At 65.4% G+C, this 21,191-nt stretch carries 19 protein-coding genes and 1 tRNA gene; 14 read left to right on the top strand and 6 right to left on the bottom strand.

Translation table 11 applies throughout. The features are described 5' to 3' along the window. Window positions 1–19 precede the first annotated feature (19 nt). Entirely contained in the window at window positions 20–508 is a 489-nt protein-coding gene (locus AC5Y5O_RS02125) for a hypothetical protein (RefSeq protein WP_096284649.1), read from the top strand. 66 nt (window positions 509–574) lie between these two features. On the opposite strand, the gene AC5Y5O_RS02120 is transcribed toward AC5Y5O_RS02125, so the two are convergent. Continuing rightward, window positions 575–1,663 (bottom strand): galactokinase, encoded by a 1,089-nt coding sequence (locus AC5Y5O_RS02120; RefSeq protein WP_096284647.1) that lies wholly within the window; start codon window positions 1,661–1,663, stop codon window positions 575–577. Continuing rightward, complete coding sequence (galT, locus tag AC5Y5O_RS02115) at window positions 1,660–2,742, bottom strand: galactose-1-phosphate uridylyltransferase (RefSeq protein ID WP_423790852.1); 1,083 nt, start codon at window positions 2,740–2,742, stop codon at window positions 1,660–1,662. Before galT ends, AC5Y5O_RS02120 begins: the two co-directional genes overlap by 4 nt. A 164-nt stretch (window positions 2,743–2,906) precedes the next feature. Between galT and AC5Y5O_RS02110 the strand changes: the two genes are divergently transcribed. From AC5Y5O_RS02110 to AC5Y5O_RS02090, 5 genes are all read left to right on the top strand, one after another. Further along, window positions 2,907–5,135, top strand: a complete 2,229-nt coding sequence (locus tag AC5Y5O_RS02110; protein WP_500023748.1) for an FUSC family protein — start codon at window positions 2,907–2,909, stop codon at window positions 5,133–5,135. Between the two features lie 155 nt (window positions 5,136–5,290). After that, window positions 5,291–6,523, top strand: a complete 1,233-nt coding sequence (locus tag AC5Y5O_RS02105; RefSeq protein ID WP_500023746.1) for a cytochrome P450 — start codon at window positions 5,291–5,293, stop codon at window positions 6,521–6,523. A 115-nt stretch (window positions 6,524–6,638) separates the two neighbouring features. Continuing rightward, window positions 6,639–7,874 carry a cytochrome P450 gene (locus AC5Y5O_RS02100; RefSeq protein WP_500023511.1) on the top strand — a complete coding sequence of 412 codons (1,236 nt, stop codon included), beginning with the start codon at window positions 6,639–6,641 and terminating at the stop codon, window positions 7,872–7,874. Window positions 7,875–7,907: 33 nt separating this feature from the next. After that, window positions 7,908–8,885 (top strand): DUF1214 domain-containing protein, encoded by a 978-nt coding sequence (locus tag AC5Y5O_RS02095; protein WP_500023509.1) that lies wholly within the window; start codon window positions 7,908–7,910, stop codon window positions 8,883–8,885. A 92-nt stretch (window positions 8,886–8,977) separates the two neighbouring features. Then, window positions 8,978–10,315 (top strand): hypothetical protein, encoded by a 1,338-nt coding sequence (locus AC5Y5O_RS02090; protein WP_500023507.1) that lies wholly within the window; start codon window positions 8,978–8,980, stop codon window positions 10,313–10,315. Here the strand turns inward: AC5Y5O_RS02090 and AC5Y5O_RS02085 are convergent. Continuing rightward, window positions 10,312–10,911 carry a TetR/AcrR family transcriptional regulator gene (locus tag AC5Y5O_RS02085; protein ID WP_096284639.1) on the bottom strand — a complete coding sequence of 200 codons (600 nt, stop codon included), beginning with the start codon at window positions 10,909–10,911 and terminating at the stop codon, window positions 10,312–10,314. The genes AC5Y5O_RS02090 and AC5Y5O_RS02085 overlap by 4 nt on opposite strands. A 72-nt stretch (window positions 10,912–10,983) precedes the next feature. On the opposite strand from AC5Y5O_RS02085, the gene AC5Y5O_RS02080 reads away from it, so the two are divergent. The 3 genes from AC5Y5O_RS02080 to AC5Y5O_RS02070 are packed head-to-tail and all read left to right on the top strand — an operon-like array spanning window position 10,984 to window position 13,408. After that, window positions 10,984–11,814, top strand: a complete 831-nt coding sequence (locus AC5Y5O_RS02080; RefSeq protein WP_096284637.1) for a mycofactocin-coupled SDR family oxidoreductase — start codon at window positions 10,984–10,986, stop codon at window positions 11,812–11,814. Further along, the gene (locus AC5Y5O_RS02075) at window positions 11,811–12,611 is read left to right on the top strand and encodes a mycofactocin-coupled SDR family oxidoreductase (protein WP_500023504.1); all 801 of its coding nucleotides are present in this window, start codon (window positions 11,811–11,813) and stop codon (window positions 12,609–12,611) included. Before AC5Y5O_RS02080 ends, AC5Y5O_RS02075 begins: the two co-directional genes overlap by 4 nt. Window positions 12,612–12,619: 8 nt before the next feature. Continuing rightward, window positions 12,620–13,408: a carboxymuconolactone decarboxylase family protein gene (locus AC5Y5O_RS02070; RefSeq protein ID WP_500023502.1), complete on the top strand. Its 789-nt coding sequence runs from the start codon at window positions 12,620–12,622 to the stop codon at window positions 13,406–13,408. Between the two features lie 27 nt (window positions 13,409–13,435). Here the strand turns inward: AC5Y5O_RS02070 and AC5Y5O_RS02065 are convergent, their stop codons facing one another. Further along, a complete protein-coding gene (locus tag AC5Y5O_RS02065; RefSeq protein WP_500023500.1) occupies window positions 13,436–14,299 on the bottom strand; it encodes an FkbM family methyltransferase in 864 nt (287 codons plus the stop codon). Between the two features lie 811 nt (window positions 14,300–15,110). Here AC5Y5O_RS02065 and AC5Y5O_RS02060 point away from each other — a divergent pair. Further along, window positions 15,111–16,115, top strand: coding sequence for a zinc-binding dehydrogenase (locus AC5Y5O_RS02060; protein ID WP_500023498.1), 1,005 nt, complete (start codon window positions 15,111–15,113; stop codon window positions 16,113–16,115). A gap of 68 nt (window positions 16,116–16,183) precedes the next feature. Here AC5Y5O_RS02060 and AC5Y5O_RS02055 read toward each other — a convergent pair. Then, window positions 16,184–16,269, bottom strand: a tRNA-Tyr gene (locus AC5Y5O_RS02055). Between the two features lie 80 nt (window positions 16,270–16,349). On the opposite strand from AC5Y5O_RS02055, the gene AC5Y5O_RS02050 reads away from it, so the two are divergent. The 4 genes from AC5Y5O_RS02050 (at window position 16,350) to AC5Y5O_RS02035 (ending at window position 19,694) form a co-directional block, all read left to right on the top strand. Then, the gene (locus tag AC5Y5O_RS02050) at window positions 16,350–16,841 is read left to right on the top strand and encodes a YajQ family cyclic di-GMP-binding protein (protein WP_096284629.1); all 492 of its coding nucleotides are present in this window, start codon (window positions 16,350–16,352) and stop codon (window positions 16,839–16,841) included. A gap of 136 nt (window positions 16,842–16,977) precedes the next feature. Then, window positions 16,978–17,487, top strand: coding sequence for a hypothetical protein (locus AC5Y5O_RS02045; protein WP_165796299.1), 510 nt, complete (start codon window positions 16,978–16,980; stop codon window positions 17,485–17,487). After that, window positions 17,484–18,098, top strand: a complete 615-nt coding sequence (locus tag AC5Y5O_RS02040) for an RES family NAD+ phosphorylase (RefSeq protein WP_500023496.1) — start codon at window positions 17,484–17,486, stop codon at window positions 18,096–18,098. The genes AC5Y5O_RS02045 and AC5Y5O_RS02040 overlap by 4 nt, the downstream gene beginning before the upstream one ends. An 84-nt stretch (window positions 18,099–18,182) precedes the next feature. Further along, window positions 18,183–19,694 carry a flavin-containing monooxygenase gene (locus AC5Y5O_RS02035; protein ID WP_500023494.1) on the top strand — a complete coding sequence of 504 codons (1,512 nt, stop codon included), beginning with the start codon at window positions 18,183–18,185 and terminating at the stop codon, window positions 19,692–19,694. Window positions 19,695–19,722: 28 nt separating this feature from the next. On the opposite strand, the gene AC5Y5O_RS02030 is transcribed toward AC5Y5O_RS02035, so the two are convergent. Further along, window positions 19,723–21,174: a trypsin-like peptidase domain-containing protein gene (locus AC5Y5O_RS02030; protein WP_096284623.1), complete on the bottom strand. Its 1,452-nt coding sequence runs from the start codon at window positions 21,172–21,174 to the stop codon at window positions 19,723–19,725. Window positions 21,175–21,191: the final 17 nt, after the last annotated feature.

Below are 21,191 nucleotides of genomic sequence, written 5' to 3'. Positions count from 1 at the left end.
TTGGCCTTACGGTGTGTGCATGGCAGAAGAGCCGTACGCGATCGACGCCGGGCACCCGCCCTCTTTCCTGCTCAAACTCATCAACCCGCTGCTGGGTTTTCTGCTGCGCACCCCGCTGGCCGGCCCGGCCCGCAAGCAGCTGATGGTGCTGAGCTTCACCGGCCGAAAGACCGGTCGCCCGTTCACCCTTCCGGTGAGCGCCCATGTCATCGACAACGATCTGTATGCGCTGACCGGTGCGCCGTGGAAGCAGAACTTCCGCGGCGGTGCATCGGCCCAGGTGGTCTACGACGGCAAGTCGACCGCGATGAACGGCGAGCTGATCCGGGACCGCGCGATCGTCTCCGATCTCTACCATCGCTGCGCTGAGGCGTATGGCCTGCGGCGTGCGCAAACGATGATCGGGCTGAAGTTCCGCGACCAGCGGATCCCGACGCTCGAGGAGTTCGGCGAGGCGGTCGACCGCATGCACCTCGGCGCGGTCAAGCTGACCCCGGCTCAGTCCTGACTTCGCGTGTGCAACGACGGCGTCGAGTGTGCACCAGCGGCGCCCAGCACGCACACTCGAGGGCCCTCAGCTAACGCCGGCACCCGCGGCCGCGCGGGTTCGGGTGATCGCCGGTAGCTGGAAACCGGCTTCCGACACCGCCTCTCGCACCGCGTCTCCGACCGCCTCAGCACGGTCGGTCGGCACGAACGCGATCACGCAGCCCCCGAACCCGCCGCCGGTCATCCGGGCACCCAGGGCGCCCGCGCGCACCGCGGCGTCGGCGATCAGATCGAGGTGCCCGGTAGTGATTTCGAAGTCGTCGCGCATCGACGCGTGTGACTCGGTCATCAGCCGGCCGGCCGCGGTGAAATCCGAATCACCCAGCGCAGCAACGAAATCGAGAACCCGCCGGTTCTCCGTCAGCACATGACGAGCCCGGCGAACGTCGAGGGAATCGCTCACCCCGGCCAGCACCGCGGGCCCACGGTCTTGGACCTCGCGCAGTGACGACACCGCGAGCTCGGCGGCCGCCCGCTCGCACGACGCGCGCCGGGCCGCATATTCGCCGCCGGCATGCCGATGCCGCGCCCGGGAGTCGATCAGGAGGAGTGCGACACCGCGGGCATCGGGGTCGAATGCCACCGTCTCGACGGTGACATCGCGAAAGTCGATCAGCAGTGCGGTCGACGGTTCTCCGAACAGCGCGGACAGTTGATCGAGCAAACCCGTTGGGGCGCCGACATAGTCATTCTCGGCACGCTGAGCAAGGCGGGCCTGGTCTTTTCTGTCGAGCGCGACGCCGGCGACCGAGGTGATCGCGCCCAGCACCGCGCATTCCAGAGCCGCCGACGACGACAGGCCCGACCCCATCTGCAGATCGCTGGTGATCGACATCGCCCCACCCGGGACCGGATGACCGGCCTGGCGCAGCGCCCACATCACCCCGGCCACATAACTCGCCCAGCCGTCCAGGTCGCCGGGAACCGTTGTCAGTGGAATGCGCACCGCGGCGTCGGCGCGGTCGCTGGTCACGGTGATCGCGTCACCGCCGTCAGGGGTGAAAGTCACCGTGGTGCGCCGCGGAAGTGCGATCGGCAGCGCGAATCCGAGATTGTAGTCGGTGTGCTCCCCGATCAGGTTGATCCGGCCGGGTGCCGCGTAACGGACCGTCACGCGAGTTCACGCAGACGCTCGGCCACGCTTTCGGGCATGACGTCGCCGATGAACGCGCCCATCGCCGACTCGGAAGCCGCCAGGTACTTGAGCTTGGTGGCGCCGCGCCTGATCGACATCAACTCGACGTGGAAGTAGCCGTCCGCCTGTGCGTCGGTTTCGGCGTACTGATGCAGTGCCGAAATATAAGGCAGCGGAGCCGAATACATGCGGTCGAACCGCCCCAGCACGTCGAGGTACAGCCGTGCGAATTCGTCGAGCTCGTCGCCGGTCAATTCGACCAGGTTGCGCACGAACCGGTTCGGGTAGATGTGCACTTCCACCGGCCAGCGCGCCGCGAACGGAACGAACGCAGTGAACAGCTCGGTGCGGGCGACGACACGGCTGCCATCGGCGACCTCATGCTCGAGCAGGGCGGCAAAGAGGTTGCCGCCGTAACGCTTTCGATGTTCGCGTGCCTGCTCCAGCATCGTGGCGGTGCGCGGCGTCAGATACGGGTAACCGTAGATCTGACCATGCGGGTGGCTCAGCGTGACCCCGATTTCCTCGCCACGATTCTCGAAGCAGAAGACCTGCTCGATACCCGGGGTGGCCAACATGTCGGCGGTGCGGTGCCGCCAGGCGTCGATCACCAGCCGCGCGTGCGCCGGCAGTAGCTGGGCGAACGAACCGGTGTGGTCACTGGAAAAACAGATCACCTCGGTGCGGCCGTGGCCGGGTGCGCAGACGAAGCCGTCGCCGCCGGGTGCACCCAACGGCCGGCCGGCGCCGGACAGGCTGGGGAACCGGTTCTCGAAGACGACGACGTCGTAGTCCGGCGCGGGCACCTCGCTGGTCAGTCCGGTGGGACCCGGACACAGCGGGCACTGGTCGGCGGGCGGCTTGTAGGTGCGGTCTTGTCGCAGCGCGGCGATGATCACCCACTGCCCGGTCGAGCGGTCGAACCGCAACTGCGACTGGTCCGGGTTGCGCTGCGGCAAGGGTCTGCGGTCGGCGACCGGCTCAGGCGAGTGCCCCGGCAATGCGAAGAACAACAGGTCACGGCCGTCGGCCAGTTTCGCCCGCGTCGGCGCTGTCACGAGTTCGAAGACTAGCCTGGTCGGCAGCAGTCACGCAGTTGACGCGGCGAATGGGGCGAGCAGCAGAGAGGCGGTAGCGGGTGTCGGGTGGGCGCGAGGTGGACGAGCGCGGCCTCGGCGATACCCGAAATCTCGACGCCGCCGTCGGCCTGCGCGCAGCCGCGATGGAGCACTACGAGCGAGCGCGAAACTGGTGGATCGGCTCCGATCCCGGGCTGTTGCGACTGCGGATGGCGACGCGCACGACGGCCGCGCTGGCCTGCTCGCTGGGGATGCTTTTCGTGCTGACTCGGGCGACGGGGCAGCCGCTGACCGTCGCGTTGCTGGGCGTCGTCATCACGATGATCGCGACCCGATCCGTCAACGAACCGGACCCGCTCCAGCAGCGCATCACGATGGCGCTGCTGCCGGTGCCCGCCGCCCTGTCCATCACCGCCGCCGCGGTGCTCGCGCCATACCCGGTGGCCGCCGACGTCGTGTTCGTGGCTGTCGTCTTCGCCGCGGTCTACGTCCGCCGCTTCGGACCTCGCGGCCGAGCACTCGGCATGGTCGCTTTCATGGCCTTTTTCTTCACTTTGTATCTGCGAGCAAGCCTTTCGGAGTTGCCGTGGATGATCGGTGCCGTCGTGGTGGGAACGGTGTGCACGTTCGTGATGAGCACCTACGTCATGCCCGATCGGCCAGAACGCGTGCTGCGCGCCACAATTCGGGCGCTGCGCGCTCGGATGGCCATCCTGGTCGACACCACGGCCGAAGCGGTTCGTACCGGCCGGCTCGACGAACGGCGCCGACGCCACATGCGGGCCCGCACGATTCGGCTCAACGAGACCGCGCTGATGGTGCAGAGCCAGATTGAGGATAAGGCCGATCCCGCCGTCCTGTGGCCGGGTGTGACCAGCCAGCAGCTGGCGCCGTGGTTGTTCGACGCCGAACTCGCCATCGAATGGGTCGCCAATGCCGGGCGGACGGTGACAGCCGTCGCCGCGGAAAATCCGGCCGCCATCCTGGAGGGCACCCGCCTCGAACTGGTCGGAGCGCTCAACGAACTCGCGCGAGCGATCCGGATTCCCGCGCCCGGCGGTCTGCAGGAGGCCGCGAAACAGGCTCAGCGGATCCTCGACAAGCAGCCCGGACCCACCGCCGACGACGATGCCGGCGAATTTGCGGTGCGGCGCCTTGCGCTGGCAGTCATCAACGCCGCCAACGCAACCGCTGAAGTGCGCGCAATCGTCGAGCACGCCACCACCGGCGCCGAGGCCGGCCCCGGCAGCACCGAGCCGCCCGAACCCGAAGACGACGTGAACGACGACGACGCCGGTGCCGGCACAGCGGACAGTGGGCTGTCGCAGACCACCCGGCAAGCCATCCAGGTGACTATCGCGGCGTCGTTGGCAATCATCACGGGCGAGCTGGTTTCGCCGGCCCGGTGGTTCTGGGCGGTGATCGCGGCGTTCGTGATCTTCGCCGGCACCAACTCCTGGGGCGAAACGCTGACCAAGGGCTGGCAGCGGCTGTTCGGCACCTTGCTCGGCGTGCCCTGCGGCATGCTGGCGGCCACGGTGTTGGCCGGCGACAAGACCGCATCGCTAGCCGCGATCTTCGTCTGCCTGTTCTGCGCCTTCTATTTCATGACGGTCACCTACAGCCTGATGACCTTCTGGATCACCACGATGCTGGCGCTGCTGTACGGCTTGATGGGCCAATTCTCTTTCGGCGTACTGATGTTGCGGATCGAAGAGACCGCGGTCGGCGCGGTGATCGGAGTAGCGGTGGCGATCCTGGTGCTGCCGACCAACACCAGAACCGCGATCCGCGACGACACTCGGGCCTTCCTGCAGGCGTTGAACTCGCTGATCGAGATCTCCACCGCGACGATGTTCGGCGAGGACGAGGCCGTCAGCCCGACCGAGCAAGCACGCCAGCTGGACCGCAACCTGCAGCAGTTCCGGGTCACCGCCAAGCCGCTGCTGGCCGGGGTGGCCGGCCTTGCCGGGCGTCGCAGCATTCGGCGTGGCCTGCGCATCTTCAGCGCGTGCGACCGCTACGGGCGACGCCTGGCGCGCAGCAGCGAGCGCTATCGGGATCCCGTTGGATCGCAACGACTCGTAGACGCCTTCACCGCCGCCGCCGACCAGACTCGGCACAACATCGACGCGCTGATCGCCCTCGTCGACGGGGCAACCGCGGTGACGGTCAACTCCACGACCGATGCGCTCGACGCCGCCGAGGCACTGGCCCGCCACCAAGACGGCGAGGACGGGCCGCATCCCGACACCCGGCGATTCCTCACCGCGGTACACGCACTTCGCCAGATCGAACGCGCCATCATCACCGCCGCGACCAACCTCGGCGCCCACGACACCCCGACGCTGTCCAGCTCCACGACGAGCTGAGCCCGCGGCCTCGCGCACGGAGTTGGCAGGCTCTAACCACACCGGAAAGGCGCCAGCGCACGGCAAATAGCCGACATTCGCCGCTGATGTGTATGCCCAGGAGCGGGTGAGCGCTAGCATCTCCTCACAGCTCGTGATTCCCGAGGAGCACATTCATCGCCAGTGTCAACCTGCCGCCGGGGTTCGACTTCACCGATCCCGACATCTACGCCCACCGGTTACCGGTGCAGGAGTTGGCGGAACTGCGCCGTGCGGCGCCGATCTGGTGGAATGAGCAGCCGCTGGATCGGGGTGGGTTCTCCGACGGCGGCTACTGGGTAGTGACCAAGCACCGCGACATCCGCGAGGTGTCGCTGCGCACCGACGTGTTTTCGTCGGCGTCGAAATCCATCGTGCCGCGCTATCGAGAAGACCAGGCGCAGGGGCAGATCGAAGCCGGCCGCGCGTCGATGATCATGATGGACGATCCCGAACACAGCCGGCTGCGAAAGATTGTGGCGCGCGGTTTCACCCCGCGAGCCGTCGAGCGGCTGCGCACGGACCTCAATGAGCGGGCGCGGCAGATCGCCCAGCAGGCCAAGGCACAACGTTCGGGCGACTTTGTGTTGCAGGTAGCCTGCGAGTTGCCGCTGCACGCCATCGCTGGGTTGCTCGGAGTGCCGGCCGAGGACCGGGGCAAGCTGTTCGACTGGTCCAACAAGATGATCGGCAGCGACGACCCGGAGTTCGCCGATTACGACGCCCTCACTTCGGCGGGCGAATTGATGTGGTATGCAATGCAATTGGCGGCCCGTAAGACCGAGAACCCGGGCGACGACATCGTCACGGCGCTGGTGGCTGCCGGCGCCGACGGGGACGGGCTTTCCGACGCGGAGTTCGGCATGTTCGTGGTCACGCTGGGCATCGCCGGCAACGAGACCACCCGTAATTCGATCACCCAGGGGATGATGGCTTTCACCGACCACCCCGACCAGTGGGAGCTGTTCAAGGCGCAGCGACCCAAGACCGCGGCCGACGAGATCATCCGGTGGGCCACCCCGATCACCGCGTTTCAGCGCGCCGCGCTGGCCGACACCGAGCTCGGCGGTGTCGCGATCAAGAAGGGTCAGCGGGTCGTGATGTTCTACCGCTCCGCCAATTTCGACGAAGAAGTCTTCGCCGACCCCTACGCGTTCAACGTCTTACGCAGCCCGAACCCACATCTGGGATTCGGTGGTACCGGTGCGCACTACTGCATCGGCGCCAACCTGGCCCGCATGACGATCGACATCATGTTCAACGCGATCGCCGACCACATGCCCGATCTGGTCTCCGCGGGAGAGCCGCAGCGGCTGCGGTCACCGTTCATCAACGGCATCAAACACTGGCAGGTCGACTACACGCGTTAGCGCGTAGGCCTCGACGGGCCACGCGCCTCGTTGACACTCGAACAGCGTGGCCATACATTATTCGGAAATTGTCCGCGAGCTGCGTACACCGCAGACTCCGGCTAAGGAGACCGCCATGGCCGTCGGTACCGCCGCCCCAAGTGTTTTCGATGCTGACCTCCCCACGCTGAGCTACGACGCCGCGGAAACTCCCGCGGATGTCTACCCGCGCATCGAAGCGGTCCAGCAACAAAGCCCCATCGCGATCGGACCGTTCGGACCCGAGGTGCTCTCGTACCAACTCGTGCGCGCCGTGCTTCGCGACACCCGGTTCCAGATCCCGCCCGGCATCAATCTGCTGGTCCAGGGCATCACGTCGGGCCCGTTGTGGGACAAGGTGGTCAACAGCCTGCTGTGCCTGGAAGGCGCCGAGCACCATCGGCTGCGGAGTCTGACGTCCAAGGCCTTCACCCCCAAAGCGACCCTTCGGCTGCACGACACGATGGCCGATTTGATGAACGAACTCGTCGATCAGGTCGCCGGCGCGAGGCGCTGCGACGTGGTCACCGATATCGCCCGCCCCTACCCCGTCCCGATCATCTGCGCGCTACTCGGTGCGCCACGTGAGGATTGGCAACAGTTTTCACTGTGGGCCGACGAGATCTTCAAGGCCTTCACCTTCAGTGCCGACATTCGTGAACTCGAGCCCGGTGTCATGCGCGCGTGGGCCGAGCTCGACGACTACGTCGACGACATGGTGGCCCGGCGCCGGCACAGCCTGACCGACGACCTGCTGTCCGACCTCATCCGCGCCGAGGACGACGGCGATCGCCTCAACGCCGCCGAACTGCGCATGCTTGCCGGAGGTCTGTTGTTGGCGGGGACGGACACCACCCGCAACCAAGTGGGCGCCTCGGTGCAAGTCCTCTGCGAGCACCCCGAGCAGTGGGACTTGCTCAAGCAGAATCCCGAGCTGGCCATGCGCGCGGTCGAGGAGACCATGCGCCACTCACCGATCGCCTGCGGGACTCTGCGTCTGGTAGTAGAGGACGCCGAACTCGACGGCTATCTTTTCCCCGCCGGCACCATGGTGTTGGTGAATACCGCTGCGGCCAACCGTGATCCCGATGTGTACAACGCCCCGAACCGCGTCGACATCACCCGCGAGGGAGCACCGCCCATCCTCACCTTCGGCGGCGGAGTTCACTACTGCCTGGGCGCCAACCTGGCCCGCCGCGAACTCGCCGAAGCGCTGACCGTGCTCAGCCAGCGGATGGCCAACCCACGCATCACCGGTCCGGTGCCGTGGAAGCCGATGGTGAGTTTGAGCGGGCCGACGAGCGTGCCCATCGAGTTCGACATTCAGCGATAGTCAGCGCCGCGCTGCGCGCGTAAGGTCCGAATGGTGGCAGGACGGACGACGCCCGGCGGGGCGGCGGTACCGGTCTCACCGGACAACTTCGCCAGGGCCGAAAGCGACTTGTATTTCGGCACTATCGTCAACGGCGGCGGGTTCGGAAAATTCATGCACATCCGGGAGCTGACGCCGCTGGACAACCAACTGGTGGTGCGTCCCAACCGTGACACCTTGTACTCCGCGGGTGTCTTCGACCTCGACGCCGCGCCGGTGACGATAGTGCTGCCCGACCCCGCCGGGCGGTTCATGTCGATGCAGGTCATCACCGAAGATCACTATGTGCCCGCCGTGTTCTACGGGCAGGGCGAACACACCCTCACCCGCGACGACGTCGGCACGCGATATGTCGCCGTCGTGATCCGCACCCTCGTCGATCCCGACGACGACGCCGACCTCGACGAGGTCCACCGGCTGCAAGATGCGGTCGCGGTGCACCATGAGGCCACCGGCACCTTTGAGACTCCGAACTGGGATCCGGTCAGCCAACAGGCGGTTCGCGAGGCTCTGGTTGCGCTGTCGGCGACGTTGCCCGACTCCCACCGGATGTTCGGCACCCAGGACGCCACCGACCCGGTGCGCCACCTGGCCGGTTCGGCCTCCGCGTGGGGCGGCAATCCGGAAAAAGATGCGATTTATTTCAGTTCCCATCCCGCCGAAAATGACGGCGCCACCGTTTACCGGCTCACCGTGGGCGAGGTGCCGGTGGACGGGTTCTGGTCGGTCACCGTCTACAACAAAGACGGCTACTTCACCCCGAACCCGCTCAACGCGTATTCGCTCAACAACATCACCGCGCGACGCGACGACAGCGGCGCGATCACCATTCAATTCGGCGGTTGTGATACCGCGACAGCCAACTGCCTGCCGATCACCGCGGGCTGGAACTACCTGGTCCGGCTCTACCGGCCGCAACAAAGGGTCCTCGACGGGCAGTGGACATTCCCCGAGGCCCAACCGGCTTCGTGATTGTGCGATTGTGAGAAAGACCCCCACGGGTCGCGGCCCCAGCGAACCCGCCTTACGCTCCTTGGTTACACGAAGTTAACGGGGGTTCACTGATGCGTGGGTTCATGGGCCGAAGTGTGCCCAGACACCGGCTTGGCCTGCTCGGGCCGGCAATCTGCCTTCTGGTTGCCGCGTGTTCGGAGACGGCGTCCCCACCAGCCGCAACGCCGACGACCTCGACTGCTACTTCGACGACGGCCACCAGTTCGGCCCCACCCCCGCCGCCGATCACCGGCCCGCTGGAGAAGGACTGGAAAAGTTACGGCGGAACGGCTTACTTCGGCTGCCCCGAGGAATTCTCGGTCAGCAAATCCGCACTCGATGACATTCGCCCCAAAATATTCGATACCAAATCAGGACAGTACGTAGCGCCGTCCCTGCCGACGATCCCCGCCGGCGAAAACGTCACCGGCGCCATCTGCGCGCTTTCGGGCACCGCGGACGACATGAAAGTCATCTATGTGGTGACCACCCTCAAACCGGCGCAGGCGCCGGCACCCGAGGTCACCAAGACCACCGCCTACAGCTTCGACTTCAAGACCGGAAAGTCGGCCGCGACGAAAGAACTGCAACCACCCACTCCCGAGTTGAAATTGAGTGAACCGAAGCAATGGCGGCTTGGCGCAACGACATCCGGCGCCGCATGGCTCAACGCCTTCACCGACGGGCATGCGACCGCGTCGCCGCCACGAACCGTCATTCTTTCCGGCACCGACCTGGCCATGCCGTGGAGCGACCCAGAACCCGGTCGAGTCTGGCCGGATGTCTTGTCGTTTCAACGAAACAACCAGCCCGGCAAGGCCTCTGAGGCAGAACTGCGCCGTCCGTCGGGAGAACCGGTCTATCAGGACAACGATGCCGTAAGCATCGATGCCGAATTATCCGATGGGCCAGACAAATTGGTGAAGATCACTCATCGTGACTCGCCGACCGCCGTGTCGACCATGTTCTTCGACCTGAATTCCAAAGCCATCATCAAAATCGGCGACACCGACCGGCTCTCCGGCGGCGGATTGACGGCGACGTTGTCGGACGGACAGCTGTTCGTCGACGGCCGGGACTCGGCCGATTCGCAGTTCGGCTTCGGAGTGTGGAACCTGCGCACCCAGCACTGGGACCTGCTGAAGAACCGAGAGGAGGCCAAGAAGATGCCGATCGCCAAGATGGCGTTCTTCGAAAACCACCTCTACATCTCGAACATCGGCGGAACGTATTCGGTGCTGGCCCTGCCCGCTGCGGACCCGGTCGCGACGAACTGGTCCATCCGGCCGTTCGAGCGGATATCGGGCTGGACGCTGGTCTGCCGCGGCGAGACCACCGCGGGCGGAGAGTGCAAGGAGATCGTCATGGTGCAAGACCAGGAAGGCCATTACCCCGGCCCTTGGTTCTAGCCCTGCGGCCGGCCCGTCTCGTGGGCCGCGGTCAACCGGTACACCGCACGCTCGAGCCCGGGGACGATCTCGGTGACCTCGATTTCCCCTTGGGTGAATCGGGCGAGGAAGCCGTATACGACGCCGGTGAGGATCAGTTCGAGGTCGCTGGCGAAACTCTGATCAGCTTGTGCCAGAACGGCTCTGGCGACTGGTACCACCGCGTCAACGCCGCGTTCGATGAGTCGCTCACCACCGGGTCCGGACCTCGCGCGAAAGTAGGATTTCAGCATCTGCGGGTGCTGCTCCCACGGTTCGAAGATGGTTCTCATCACGCGCATGAGTCCCGCGTAGAGGGATTCACCGGAGAGCCTGGCCGCCTCCGGCTCCGGCAGCTTCGCGTAGCGATTGGTGTCCATCCACCATTCGAGCGCGGCGACGATGAGTTCGTCGCGCGTGCCGAAGCGCTTGTAGATCGTCGCAAGTGACACGCGCGCCCGCCGCGCGATTTCACGCAGCGCGACGGCGTCATAGCCGTCGGTGTCGAGTAGCTCGACGACGATTCCGATGATCGGGTCGACCGTCTCGGAACCCCTGTTGCGGGTCACGGTAACCATGTTACTGTGCTGCGAGTAACCCGGTTACCGGTGATCTAACTGCACTGACGCGGCGATCCAAAGTGAGGACATGTGGGCCAGCTGGACGGCAAGGTCGCCTTTATCTCCGGAGTCGCACGTGGCCAGGGACGCAGCCATGCGATCCGGCTGGCCCGCGACGGCGCCGACATCATCGGCATCGACATCTGCACGGACATCCCGGCCAATCACTACCCGATGGCATCGCGCCAGGAGCTCGACGAAACGATCGCCCTTGTCGAACAGGCCGGCGGCAAGATGCTCGGCACCGTGGCGGACGTGCGTGACTTCCTTCAAGTCAAGGTGGCGTTGGACGCCGGGGTCGCGCATTTCGGCCGCCTCGACATCGTGCTGGCCAACGCCGGGATCGCTCCGGTGGCCTTTCGTGAGCTGAGTATCGAAGAAGAGTTGGCCCAATGGCGCGCGGCGGTCGACGTCAATCTCGACGGCTCCTACCACGTCGCGGCGGCCGCGGTTCCCCATCTGCTGTCCGGGAATCGGGGTGGATCGATCGTGTTCACCAGTTCGACGGCCGGACTGAGGGGATTCGGCGGCGTGCAGGGTGGCGGACTCGGCTATGCGGCGTCCAAGCACGGCATCGTCGGGCTGATGCGCACCCTCGCCAATGCTCTTGCGCCGGCGAACATCCGGGTCAACACGGTGCATCCCACCGCGGTCAACACCATGATGGCGATCAATCCCACGATGACCGAATTCCTCGAAAACTATCCCGGCGGCGGACCACATCTGCAGAACCCGCTGCCGGTCGAGTTGCTCCAGCCTGAAGACATCAGTGCCGCCATCGCGTTCCTGGTGTCCGACGAGGGCCGGTACATCACGGGTGTGACGTTCCCCGTCGACGCCGGATTCTGCAACAAGCTATGAGCGGGCGGGCGGCCGGCAAACGCGTCGTGATCACCGGGGCGGCAAGGGGAATGGGCCGCAGCCACGCGGTACGCCTGGCCGAAGAAGGCGCCGACCTGGTGCTGGTCGATGTCTGCGCGCCGCTTGCCGGGCTGGAATACCCGCTGGCGACGAAAGAAGACCTGGAGGAAACCGCGCGCCTGGTCCGCGACCGTGGCCGCACGGCTCTGACCTACGTGGCCGACGTCCGCGACGCCGATGCGATGAAATCCGTTACGGACGAAGCGGTCTCGCGGCTCGGCGGGCTCGACGCGGCGGTAGCCAACGCCGGCGTCCTGACCACCGGCACTTGGGACACCACCACGGCCGAGCAGTGGCGCCTGGTGACGGATGTCAATCTGATCGGAGCGTGGAACACCTGCGCCGCCGCGATTCCCCACTTGATCGAGCGAGGCGGCAGCCTGGTCAACATCAGTTCGTCGGCAGGCATCAAGGGCACCCCGCTACACGTGCCATATACCGCATCCAAACACGCCATCGTGGGCATGAGCTTGGCGCTCGCCAATGAGCTGGCGGCACAAAGCATTCGGGTCAACACGGTCCATCCCACGGGCGTCGCGACGGGAATGGCGCCGGCATCCCTGCACCAACACATCGAGGCACGAGCCGACTTGGTGCCCATCTTCGTCAATGCGCTGCCGGTACCGCTCATCGAGGCAGCCGACGTGAGCAACGCCGTGCTCTTCCTGGTATCGGATGAATCGCGTTATGTCACCGGCCTCGAATTCAAAGTAGACGCCGGCGTGACGATTAGGTAGGAGCCGCGATGGATCATCAACGTCGAGAGCGGGGCATCCGCGCGTATGCCGAGGTGATGGCCGTCGACCCGCCCGCGGATACCAGTACCCCGTTTGCCGCCGGGCTGATCGACTTCGTCTTCGCCGAGGTGTGGTCGCGGCCGACGCTGAGCCGTCGCGATCGCAGGTTCGTCACCCTGGCCTGCGTGGCCGCCGCCGATGCGATGACGCCCCTGGAGCAACACGTCTACGCGGCGCTGAGTAGCGGTGATATCTCGATCACCGAAATGCGGGAGGCGGTACTACATTTCGCCGTCTACGCGGGCTGGCCCAAAGCGTCGAGGTTCAACATCGTCGTCGACCAGCAGTGGTCGGCCCTGATGGCGGAACGCGGCCAGCAGCCGCCACCCGCCGAGGAGTTGCTGCCACTGGTCACCGAAAGCGATCCGGAGCAACGGCTGCTGGGCGGCGAGAGCTCGTTCAAGGACATCAACTGCATCCCGTTCGCGCCGCCGCGGGACAACCCGTACACCGGCGCGGGCATCCTGAACTTCGTCTTCGGCGAGATGTGGCTTCGCCCCGGGCTGGGCATGAAGGAGCGGCGGCTGATCACCGTCGCGTGTGTCGCGTTCCAGGACGCCGAGATCCCGATCGTGTCCCACGTCTACGCGGCACTCAAGAGCGGTGACGTTTCGTTCGGCGAAATGGACGAACTGGCTTTGCAATTCGCGGCGTACTACGGCTGCGCGAAGGCCGAGTATCTCGACAGGGTCATCGACGAGCAGAAGCAGCGGGTGCTGGCGGAAAGCGAATCATGAGGAGCCTCGCGTCCGGCCTGACCGAATTCAACCGGCGGACAACAGGTTCAAATACCCCTGCAGGACTCCGGCCTCGACCGCCTTCCGGCGCTCCAGCAGCAGCACACAACGCAGCGCGAGATCGAACGATCGATAACAGTAGTGCGCGATCAGGGCGAGGTGCTTGAGTTGTTCGTCACTCATCGTCTCCGCGTGGATGAAGTCCCGCACGTAGACCATGTCGGCTTCCAGGAGCTGGTTGATGGGCTGGCGCGGATCCACACACGGCGAGATCGGCCATAGCTTGATCTCGCGGAAACCGTGCGGAATAAATCCCTGGCCGCGTAGCTCGGCGTCGATGTCGCCCAGCGTTGGCTGGTCCTTGTACAGCGTCACGAATGGAATCTCGGTTTGTATCGCGACCGTCTCGGCGAGTCTCGCTGTGCCGCCCCGAAATACCGCGAGTTCGCTTCCTTGAACGTCTATTTTCAGAAAGTCGACGTGTTCAATCTCGGAGATGTCATCAAGCTTGTGCGCTTGCACGGGTACCCGCTCGACCACGAGCCCCGGCAGCTTGAGGTACTCGAAAACGTCCAGCGCCGCCGGGTCCAATTCGAGCAGGCTCGTCATTCCGGATCCGCGACACACGTTGAGCGTGTGCGCTTTGCCATCGCCCACGGCATACGGCAGATACCGCTCCGGCAAGCCTTCGCGGCTCTGCAACGTTCGCAGCGGATCGCCCTGCGGCTCGAATCCCGTTACACGACATAGTCTCGCGGCCAGCATTGGCGTATAAGGCGGCTCGGAATCGATCGGATTCGCACCGACGTCGACGATCTCGGTAATGCGTTGCGGGACAACAAGGCTCCAGAAATCCGCAATCTTGCTGGTGCCGTCCGGAACGTCTGCCATGACCACGAAGTCAAGTATTCGGCATTTCGCCACGCGCCGTCTAGGCCACGACGAATACCGAAATGGCCCGGCCCCTTTCACTGCACTATGTATCAAATATGTTTCGGTTGAGCTGCGATGGTGTCGCCCTGCGTTTACGGTTGTAAAACTCTCGGCGCGCCAAGGCGCCTCGACAATGGCGCCCCGGTAATTTTAATTCAAGTCGCCCACCGTTGGACGATTCCCCCGCTCCGCTGGATGGAGGACGCCAATGTACAAACGTGAAACCGAAGAATGCCGAAAGTGCCGGGGCCAGGCCGACGCGCTGGTCTGGTATCAGTACTCCTCACGGGGGAACACGGTCGGACGCGTCATCTACCGGATGCGCTGCCGCAGTGGCTGCTCTGGCTTGGTAGTCGACGGGCCCGGCGCCCGCTGCTAGCGCCGTCGCCAAAAGATAGGTGACCGGTCGGCTCACTGCCGATCAGGAATTCGTCCGATTCATGTTCGTCGGCAAGCGCCTAGGCCGGCGTAACGCGCCGCCTGAGCCAACCCGCCTCCGTGAACATCGGCCGCAGCCGCGGCGAACGCTTCTTTTCTCGATGCAGGCGTCCAGAGAGCCTTTTGGCACGCCGGCCGCATCGGTGATGTCTGTTGACGCCACCCTGCGGAAGAATCCGCGCCGAGTTCGAGTCCTGCCAGCGGGCGCGTGGCCACCGAGGTGCCGACGGGCAGCTGAGCCGCCGGGCCCAACCGGCGCAGCCCTTCCGCGCGTTGAAATTACGGTGTAATTATTATGTGATTTCAACGCACAGACAGGCCGGGGAGCGACGTGAAAGCTTGGCAAGTCCACGGAAGCGGTGAGCCGGCGGACGTCTTGCGCCAAGTGGACCGGGAGCTGCCCGAGCCCGGGGCCGAGCAGGTAAGAATCCAGGTCGCCGCGGCGGGGCTCGGACTGCCGGATGTGCTGATGTGTCGCGGCACCTACCCGCTGACTCCCCCATTGCCGTTTACGCCCGGCCAGGAACTGGTCGGCACTGTCACCGCGGTCGGGCCGGGCGCCGACATCGCAATCGGCACCCGCGTAATGGGCGTCAGTGACTTTGTCAGCGGCAACGGGTCCTTCGCCACCGAAGCGCTCGCACACGCCAGCACCGTCTTCCCCGCTCCCGCCAACATGGACGACTCCGCCGCGGCCGGATTCTGGATCCCGAACATGACGGCATGGATCGGCCTGGTCGATCGCGGCGGACTCCAGGCGGGAGAACGCCTCGCGGTGCTGGGCGCAGCCGGCGGCAGCGGCATCGCCGCCGTCCAACTCGGGAAGGCCAAGGGCGCGAAGGTGCTGGCCGTCGTCAGCGACGAGAGGAGGGCCGAATACTGCCGATCCCTGGGCGCCGACGACGTCGTCGTCGCCCTCGGCGAAACCGCTTCTGACGGAACACCACTCGCACATGCGCTGCGCGAAGCGACCGACTGGGCCGGTCTGGACGTGATCTTCGACCCGGTCGGCGGCGCGCAAGGCACCGCGGCCATGGGCGCCCTGGCCCGCGACGGCCGGCATCTGGCGGTCGGCTTCGCCAGCGGCACCTGGACGACCCCCGACGTGGCCATGATGGTCATGACGAACACCGCACTGGTCGGTGTGCTCGCGGCGGGCTACAGCCGCGAGCATTTCGAAGGGATCCGGCGCGGCCTCGAGGAATTGGTCGACGCCGGGACCATCGCGAAAACGGTGACCGAAAGCGTGTCGTTCAACGACATCCCCGAAGCGCTCGCGCGACTGGGCAGCCGCAAAGTTCTCGGCAAGATCGTCGCCCAAATCGACGGCGCCTGACGCTGGGGCCGCCGCGCCCGGTCCGGGGGCCAAACCCGTTGCGGTGCGCGAAAATAGCTTCTGACCTGTGGTGGCAGGTACTGGATTCGAACCAGTGTAGGCGTAAGCCGACGGATTTACAGTCCGCTCCCATTGGCCGCTCGGGCAACCTGCCGCCTAGCAGGGTACAACGAGCGGGTAGACAATTCACAAACGGCTAGGAGCAACCCGGAACCAACGAGGAAGGGCGTTCGCATGGCGGACTCATCGTTCGACATCGTCAGCAAGTTCGATCGGCAAGAGGTCGACAACGCGCTTAACCAGGCCGCCAAGGAGTTGGCCACCCGGTTCGATTTCCGCGGCACCGACACCACGATCGCCTGGAAGGGCGAAGAGGGCGTCGAACTGACCTCCTCCACCGAGGAGCGCATCAAGGCCGCCATCGACGTGTTCAAGGAGAAGCTGATCCGCCGCGACATCTCGATGAAGGCCTTCGACGCCGGCGAGCCGCAGGCCTCCGGCAAGACCTTCAAGGTCACCGGCACCCTCAAGCAGGGCATCGACAGCGAGAACGCCAAGAAGATCACCAAGCTGATCCGCGACGACGGGCCCAAGGGCGTCAAGACCCAGATCCAGGGCGACGAGATTCGGGTCAGCAGCAAGAAGCGCGACGATTTGCAAGCCGTCCAAGCGCTGCTGCGCGGCGCCGACCTCGACGTGGCGCTGCAGTTCGTCAACTACCGCTAGCGAGCCGAGCGTAAGCACGCTGCGAAATGGAGCGCGCTTTTTCGCGGTGCCTTTACGCTCGCGAAAAAAAGCGCACTCTTTAGCGTTCGTTTCGTGCAGTAAACTGGACCGCACGGATCGAATGTAGGAGCTGGTCATGCCCCCCACGGTCGCCGAGCTGGACGCCGCTCACCGTCGGCTCCGCGAAAGCGCCCACGCGGTGGGCGTCGCCCTGTCGTCGGTCGCCGGGTACACCGAGCCTGCCGTCGCGCGGGCAGTGCAGGCCGAGCTGAATCTGTATGCCCGCATCACGGCCGAGTTCGGGATGCTGACCAGCACCGAAGCCGGCAAGCGGATGGGGTCGCGGTCGAGCGCGCCGCGTAACCTGGCCACCACCGCGCGCCGCAACAAGACACTGCTCGCGGTCCGCCAGGGCAACTATCTGTCCTATCCCGGTTTCCAGTTCGGGCCGGACGGCAAGCCGCTGCCCGTGATCGGACGCCTGCTCGCGCTGGCCGACGACAGTGGCTGGTCGGAGGCGGGCCTGGTGCAGTGGCTCTGCTCCCCCACCACCTATCTGGACGGAGACCGGCCCGTCGACCACCTCGTCACGGATCCCGATCGCGTCCTGGCGGTCGCCGGGGAGGCGCTGAACGTTTCGTGGTGAGACGTCCGCCGGACCCCTTCGACCCGGCCACCGCCACGCTGCCGGAGGGTCAGCTGCTTTACCGGGTCCTGTCGGCCACCCGAACCGCCACCGACTTCAACCCCGGTTTCGGCGCGCGGACCCGGTTCGGCTTCTTCGGCAAGCCGGTGGTGCCGATCATGTACGCGGCAGACACCGAAGACGCGGCCGTCGCCGAGACGTTGCTGCACGATATTCCGGTCGACGGCGGTCTGCTGCCGTACGACCAATACGCGGCCAAGGTGCTCGTCCGGCTCAAAGTCGAGCAGGAGTTGCGCCTCGCCGTACTGCACGGCACCGGGCTGCGCCGGCTCAAGGTCACCGCCGGTGAACTCACGTCCAGCCCGGCATCGAGCTACGCCCGCACGGTGCGCTGGGCGCAGGCCGCCCATGACTCGGGGTTCGACGGGCTGGTGTGGATGTCGCGGCAATGCAACGACACCAAGGCATACGTATTCTTCGGCGACAGGTGCTCACAGGGGTTCAGTCAGGATCCGTCGCACGCGCGCATCTTCGCCAGCCCGGCCGACCAAATCTGGCTGATCGATCGCTGCGCGCCGCTGCACGTCGACGTGCTGATCGAGCCTTCGTAACACGAACATTTCCGGCCTGCTGGCTCCACCAACCAGTCGGTGCCTAATGTAGTGACGAGTCCCACACTGCAAGCGAGGTTCACGATGACCGTGACTCCCCAGGAAGCCACCGGCCGCCCACCGGCCAAGGCCGGCTACTTCGACGTTGTCATCATCGGCGCCGGGATCTCCGGCATCGACGCGGCTTACCGCATCGCCGAGCGCAACCCCCAGATGACGTACACGATTTTGGAACGCCGCGAGCAGATCGGCGGTACGTGGGATCTGTTCCGGTATCCGGGAGTGCGTTCGGACAGCAGCATCTTCACGCTGTCGTTTCCCTTCGAGCCCTGGACCCGGAGGGAGGGCGTCGCCGACGGCGAGCACATCCGCGAATACCTGGCGGCCACCGCACACAAGTACGGCATCGATCGCCACATCCAGTACAACAGCTATGTCCGTTCCGCGGATTGGGATTCGTCCACCGACACCTGGACGATCACCGTCGACCAAGGCGACTCCACCACGGTGTACCGCAGCCGGTTCGTGTTCTTCGCTTCCGGCTACTACAACTACGACGAGGGCTACACCCCGGAATTCCCCGACATCGAGCGGTTCGGCGGCACCGTCATCCATCCCCAGCGCTGGCCCGAGGACCTCGATTACGACGGCAAGAAGATCGTGGTGATCGGTAGCGGCGCCACCGCGGTCACCCTGCTTCCCTCGCTGTCAGAGCGGGCCGCGAAAGTGACCATGCTGCAGCGCTCGCCGACCTATCTGGTCTCTGCAACGAAGTATCGAACAATCGACGCCGTCATTCGTGCTCTGTTGCCGCGCAAGGTATCTCACCTGGTAATCCGGATGTACACCGCCCTGACCGAGGCCGTGTTCTTCTTCATGTCCCGCAAGCTGCCCGGTTTGATCAAGCGGCTGTTGCGGCGTCAGGCGGTGGACAATCTGCCCGACGGGTACGCGGTCGACGTCCACTTCAAACCGCGATACAACCCGTGGGACCAGCGGATGTGCATGATCCCCGACGCGGACCTGTACAACGCGATCAGCCAGGGCCGCGCCGAGGTGGTGACCGATCAGATCGACCACTTCGATGCCACCGGCATCGCGCTGAAGTCCGGCGCACACCTCGACGCCGACATCATCGTCACCGCCACCGGCTTGCAACTGCAGGCGCTGGGCGGCGCCACAATCAGCCTGGACGGCGAAAAGGTCGACCACCGTGAGCGTTTCGTCTACAAGGCGCACATGCTCGAAGACGTGCCGAACCTGTTCTGGTGCGTGGGTTACACCAACGCGTCGTGGACACTGCGTGCCGACATCACCGCCCGTGCCACCGCAAAACTGCTGGCGCACATGGCTTCTCATGGCTACACCCACGCCTACCCACACCTGGGCAACCAGCCGATGACCGAGAAACCGTCCTGGGACATCAACGCCGGCTACGTGTTGCGTTCCGCGCATCAGTTACCCAAGTCGGGCACCAAGCGGCCGTGGAACGTGCGGCAGAACTACCTCGCCGATGCCCTCGACTACCGGTTCGACCGGATCGAGGAGTCGATGGAATTCGGCCGCGTCCCCGACCGGGCGCCAGTAGCGGGTTAGCTCCCGTTGGGCCCAAACTGTCCGGGCGTCAGAATAATTGGCCGGTTTCCGCCTCGGGTCGCAAGAGTTCGATGTGCTTGCCACAGCTGGGACAGAACTTTTCGGCGGGATGGTGCTGCGCCCCGCAATTGGCGCAGTAGTGCGGCTCCGTCGCAGTCGCATGAGGTTCGGCGACCGGGCTATCGACGCGTTCGTGCCTGCCGACGACCTCGGGCAAAGCCGCGATACCCGCTTGCGTGCGGCGCTGCCGACGGCTCTTGAGCACCATGAATGCCACCCAGCCGCCGACGACCAGCATCATCAGAATCCCGCTGACGATGTACCACAACAGGTTTGAGGTATGGAACACCGACACGTCACCATACTGCTGGCGCAGATTCACCGCGCTCGTCTTCAGATCGGCCAGCCCGGGATAATCCGGTGACAACGCCGCGGCCTGGTCGAAGTTCTTGATCGCGTCGCTGTAGCGGCCGGAGTAGTAGTTGCTGAGCCCCTTGCGGTAATAGACGTCGGCGGGGCCGAGTTCTGGCTTGACGGCCTTGCCGGCCAGCATCGCCGCCAGACGATCGACCGGGGCGATGAAGTTGAACGCCTGCGGCTCACCGACGGGGGCGAAGCTGTTCACGCCGATCACCCTGCCGTCGAGTGCGATCGTCGGGCCGCCGCTCATGCCTTCCGAAACGGCGGCGTCGATCTCGTACTCCGGCATGGTCTGGATCGCCGACTTCTTATTCACCTTGCCGCTCTTGTTCGTTGGATCCAGCGAGGGGCCGGTGACCCGTTGCGTGGCTTCGGGGAAACCGACCGCGAGAATCGGGGTGCCGATGTTGACGTCGGCGTCGCCGGCCAGCTCGGAGGACGGCATGCCGTGCCTTTCCACCTTGAGCAACGCGACGTCACCCTTGCCGAGGGGCCGGAAATCGACCACGCTCGCGGGCAGCTTGCCGGTGAGCTTGGTCCCCGCGCCGTAGAGCACCGTGAGGCCGACCTCGGGACCCCGGTCGGGGCTCTTACCTTCTATCCGCGCGTTCTTGCGCAGCCACTCCGCTGTGGCGACGGGATCCTTCCCGGTGGGTGAGTCCGGAAACTGTTCGATGTAGGCGTCCGCGGCACTCTTGGCGATGAAATCTTTCGCGTTCTCCGGGTCGACGCAGTGGCCGGCGGTAGCGACCCAGCCGTCGGGGTTGACGACGAAACCGGTGCACGACCAGTTCGCATCGAAGGGAAGATTCAAGCCTCCGCCGAATGGAGACAACGTCTGCCCGTCGGGCAGACGCACCTGGCCGAAGGTTTCGACGTCGAGATAGACCACGGCGGGCCGTATCAGCGCGGCCGCCCTCTCCTCGGGGTTGGCCTGGGGCCGTGCGCCATCGGCGGCGGCGACGCCCGGCGATCCGGCCAGCACCACCAGAGCAGCCGCGAACGCCCGGCTGCCGCGGGCCACGAACCCTGTACTCGCCAGGTCCGCTCGTCGGGACATGATTCCTCCTCGATGAA

The sequence above is a fragment of the Mycobacterium sp. NGS40 genome (genome assembly GCF_059812735.1).
Note: the sequence above shows the minus strand (reverse complement) of the source record. Positions and strands in the feature narration are given on the sequence as shown.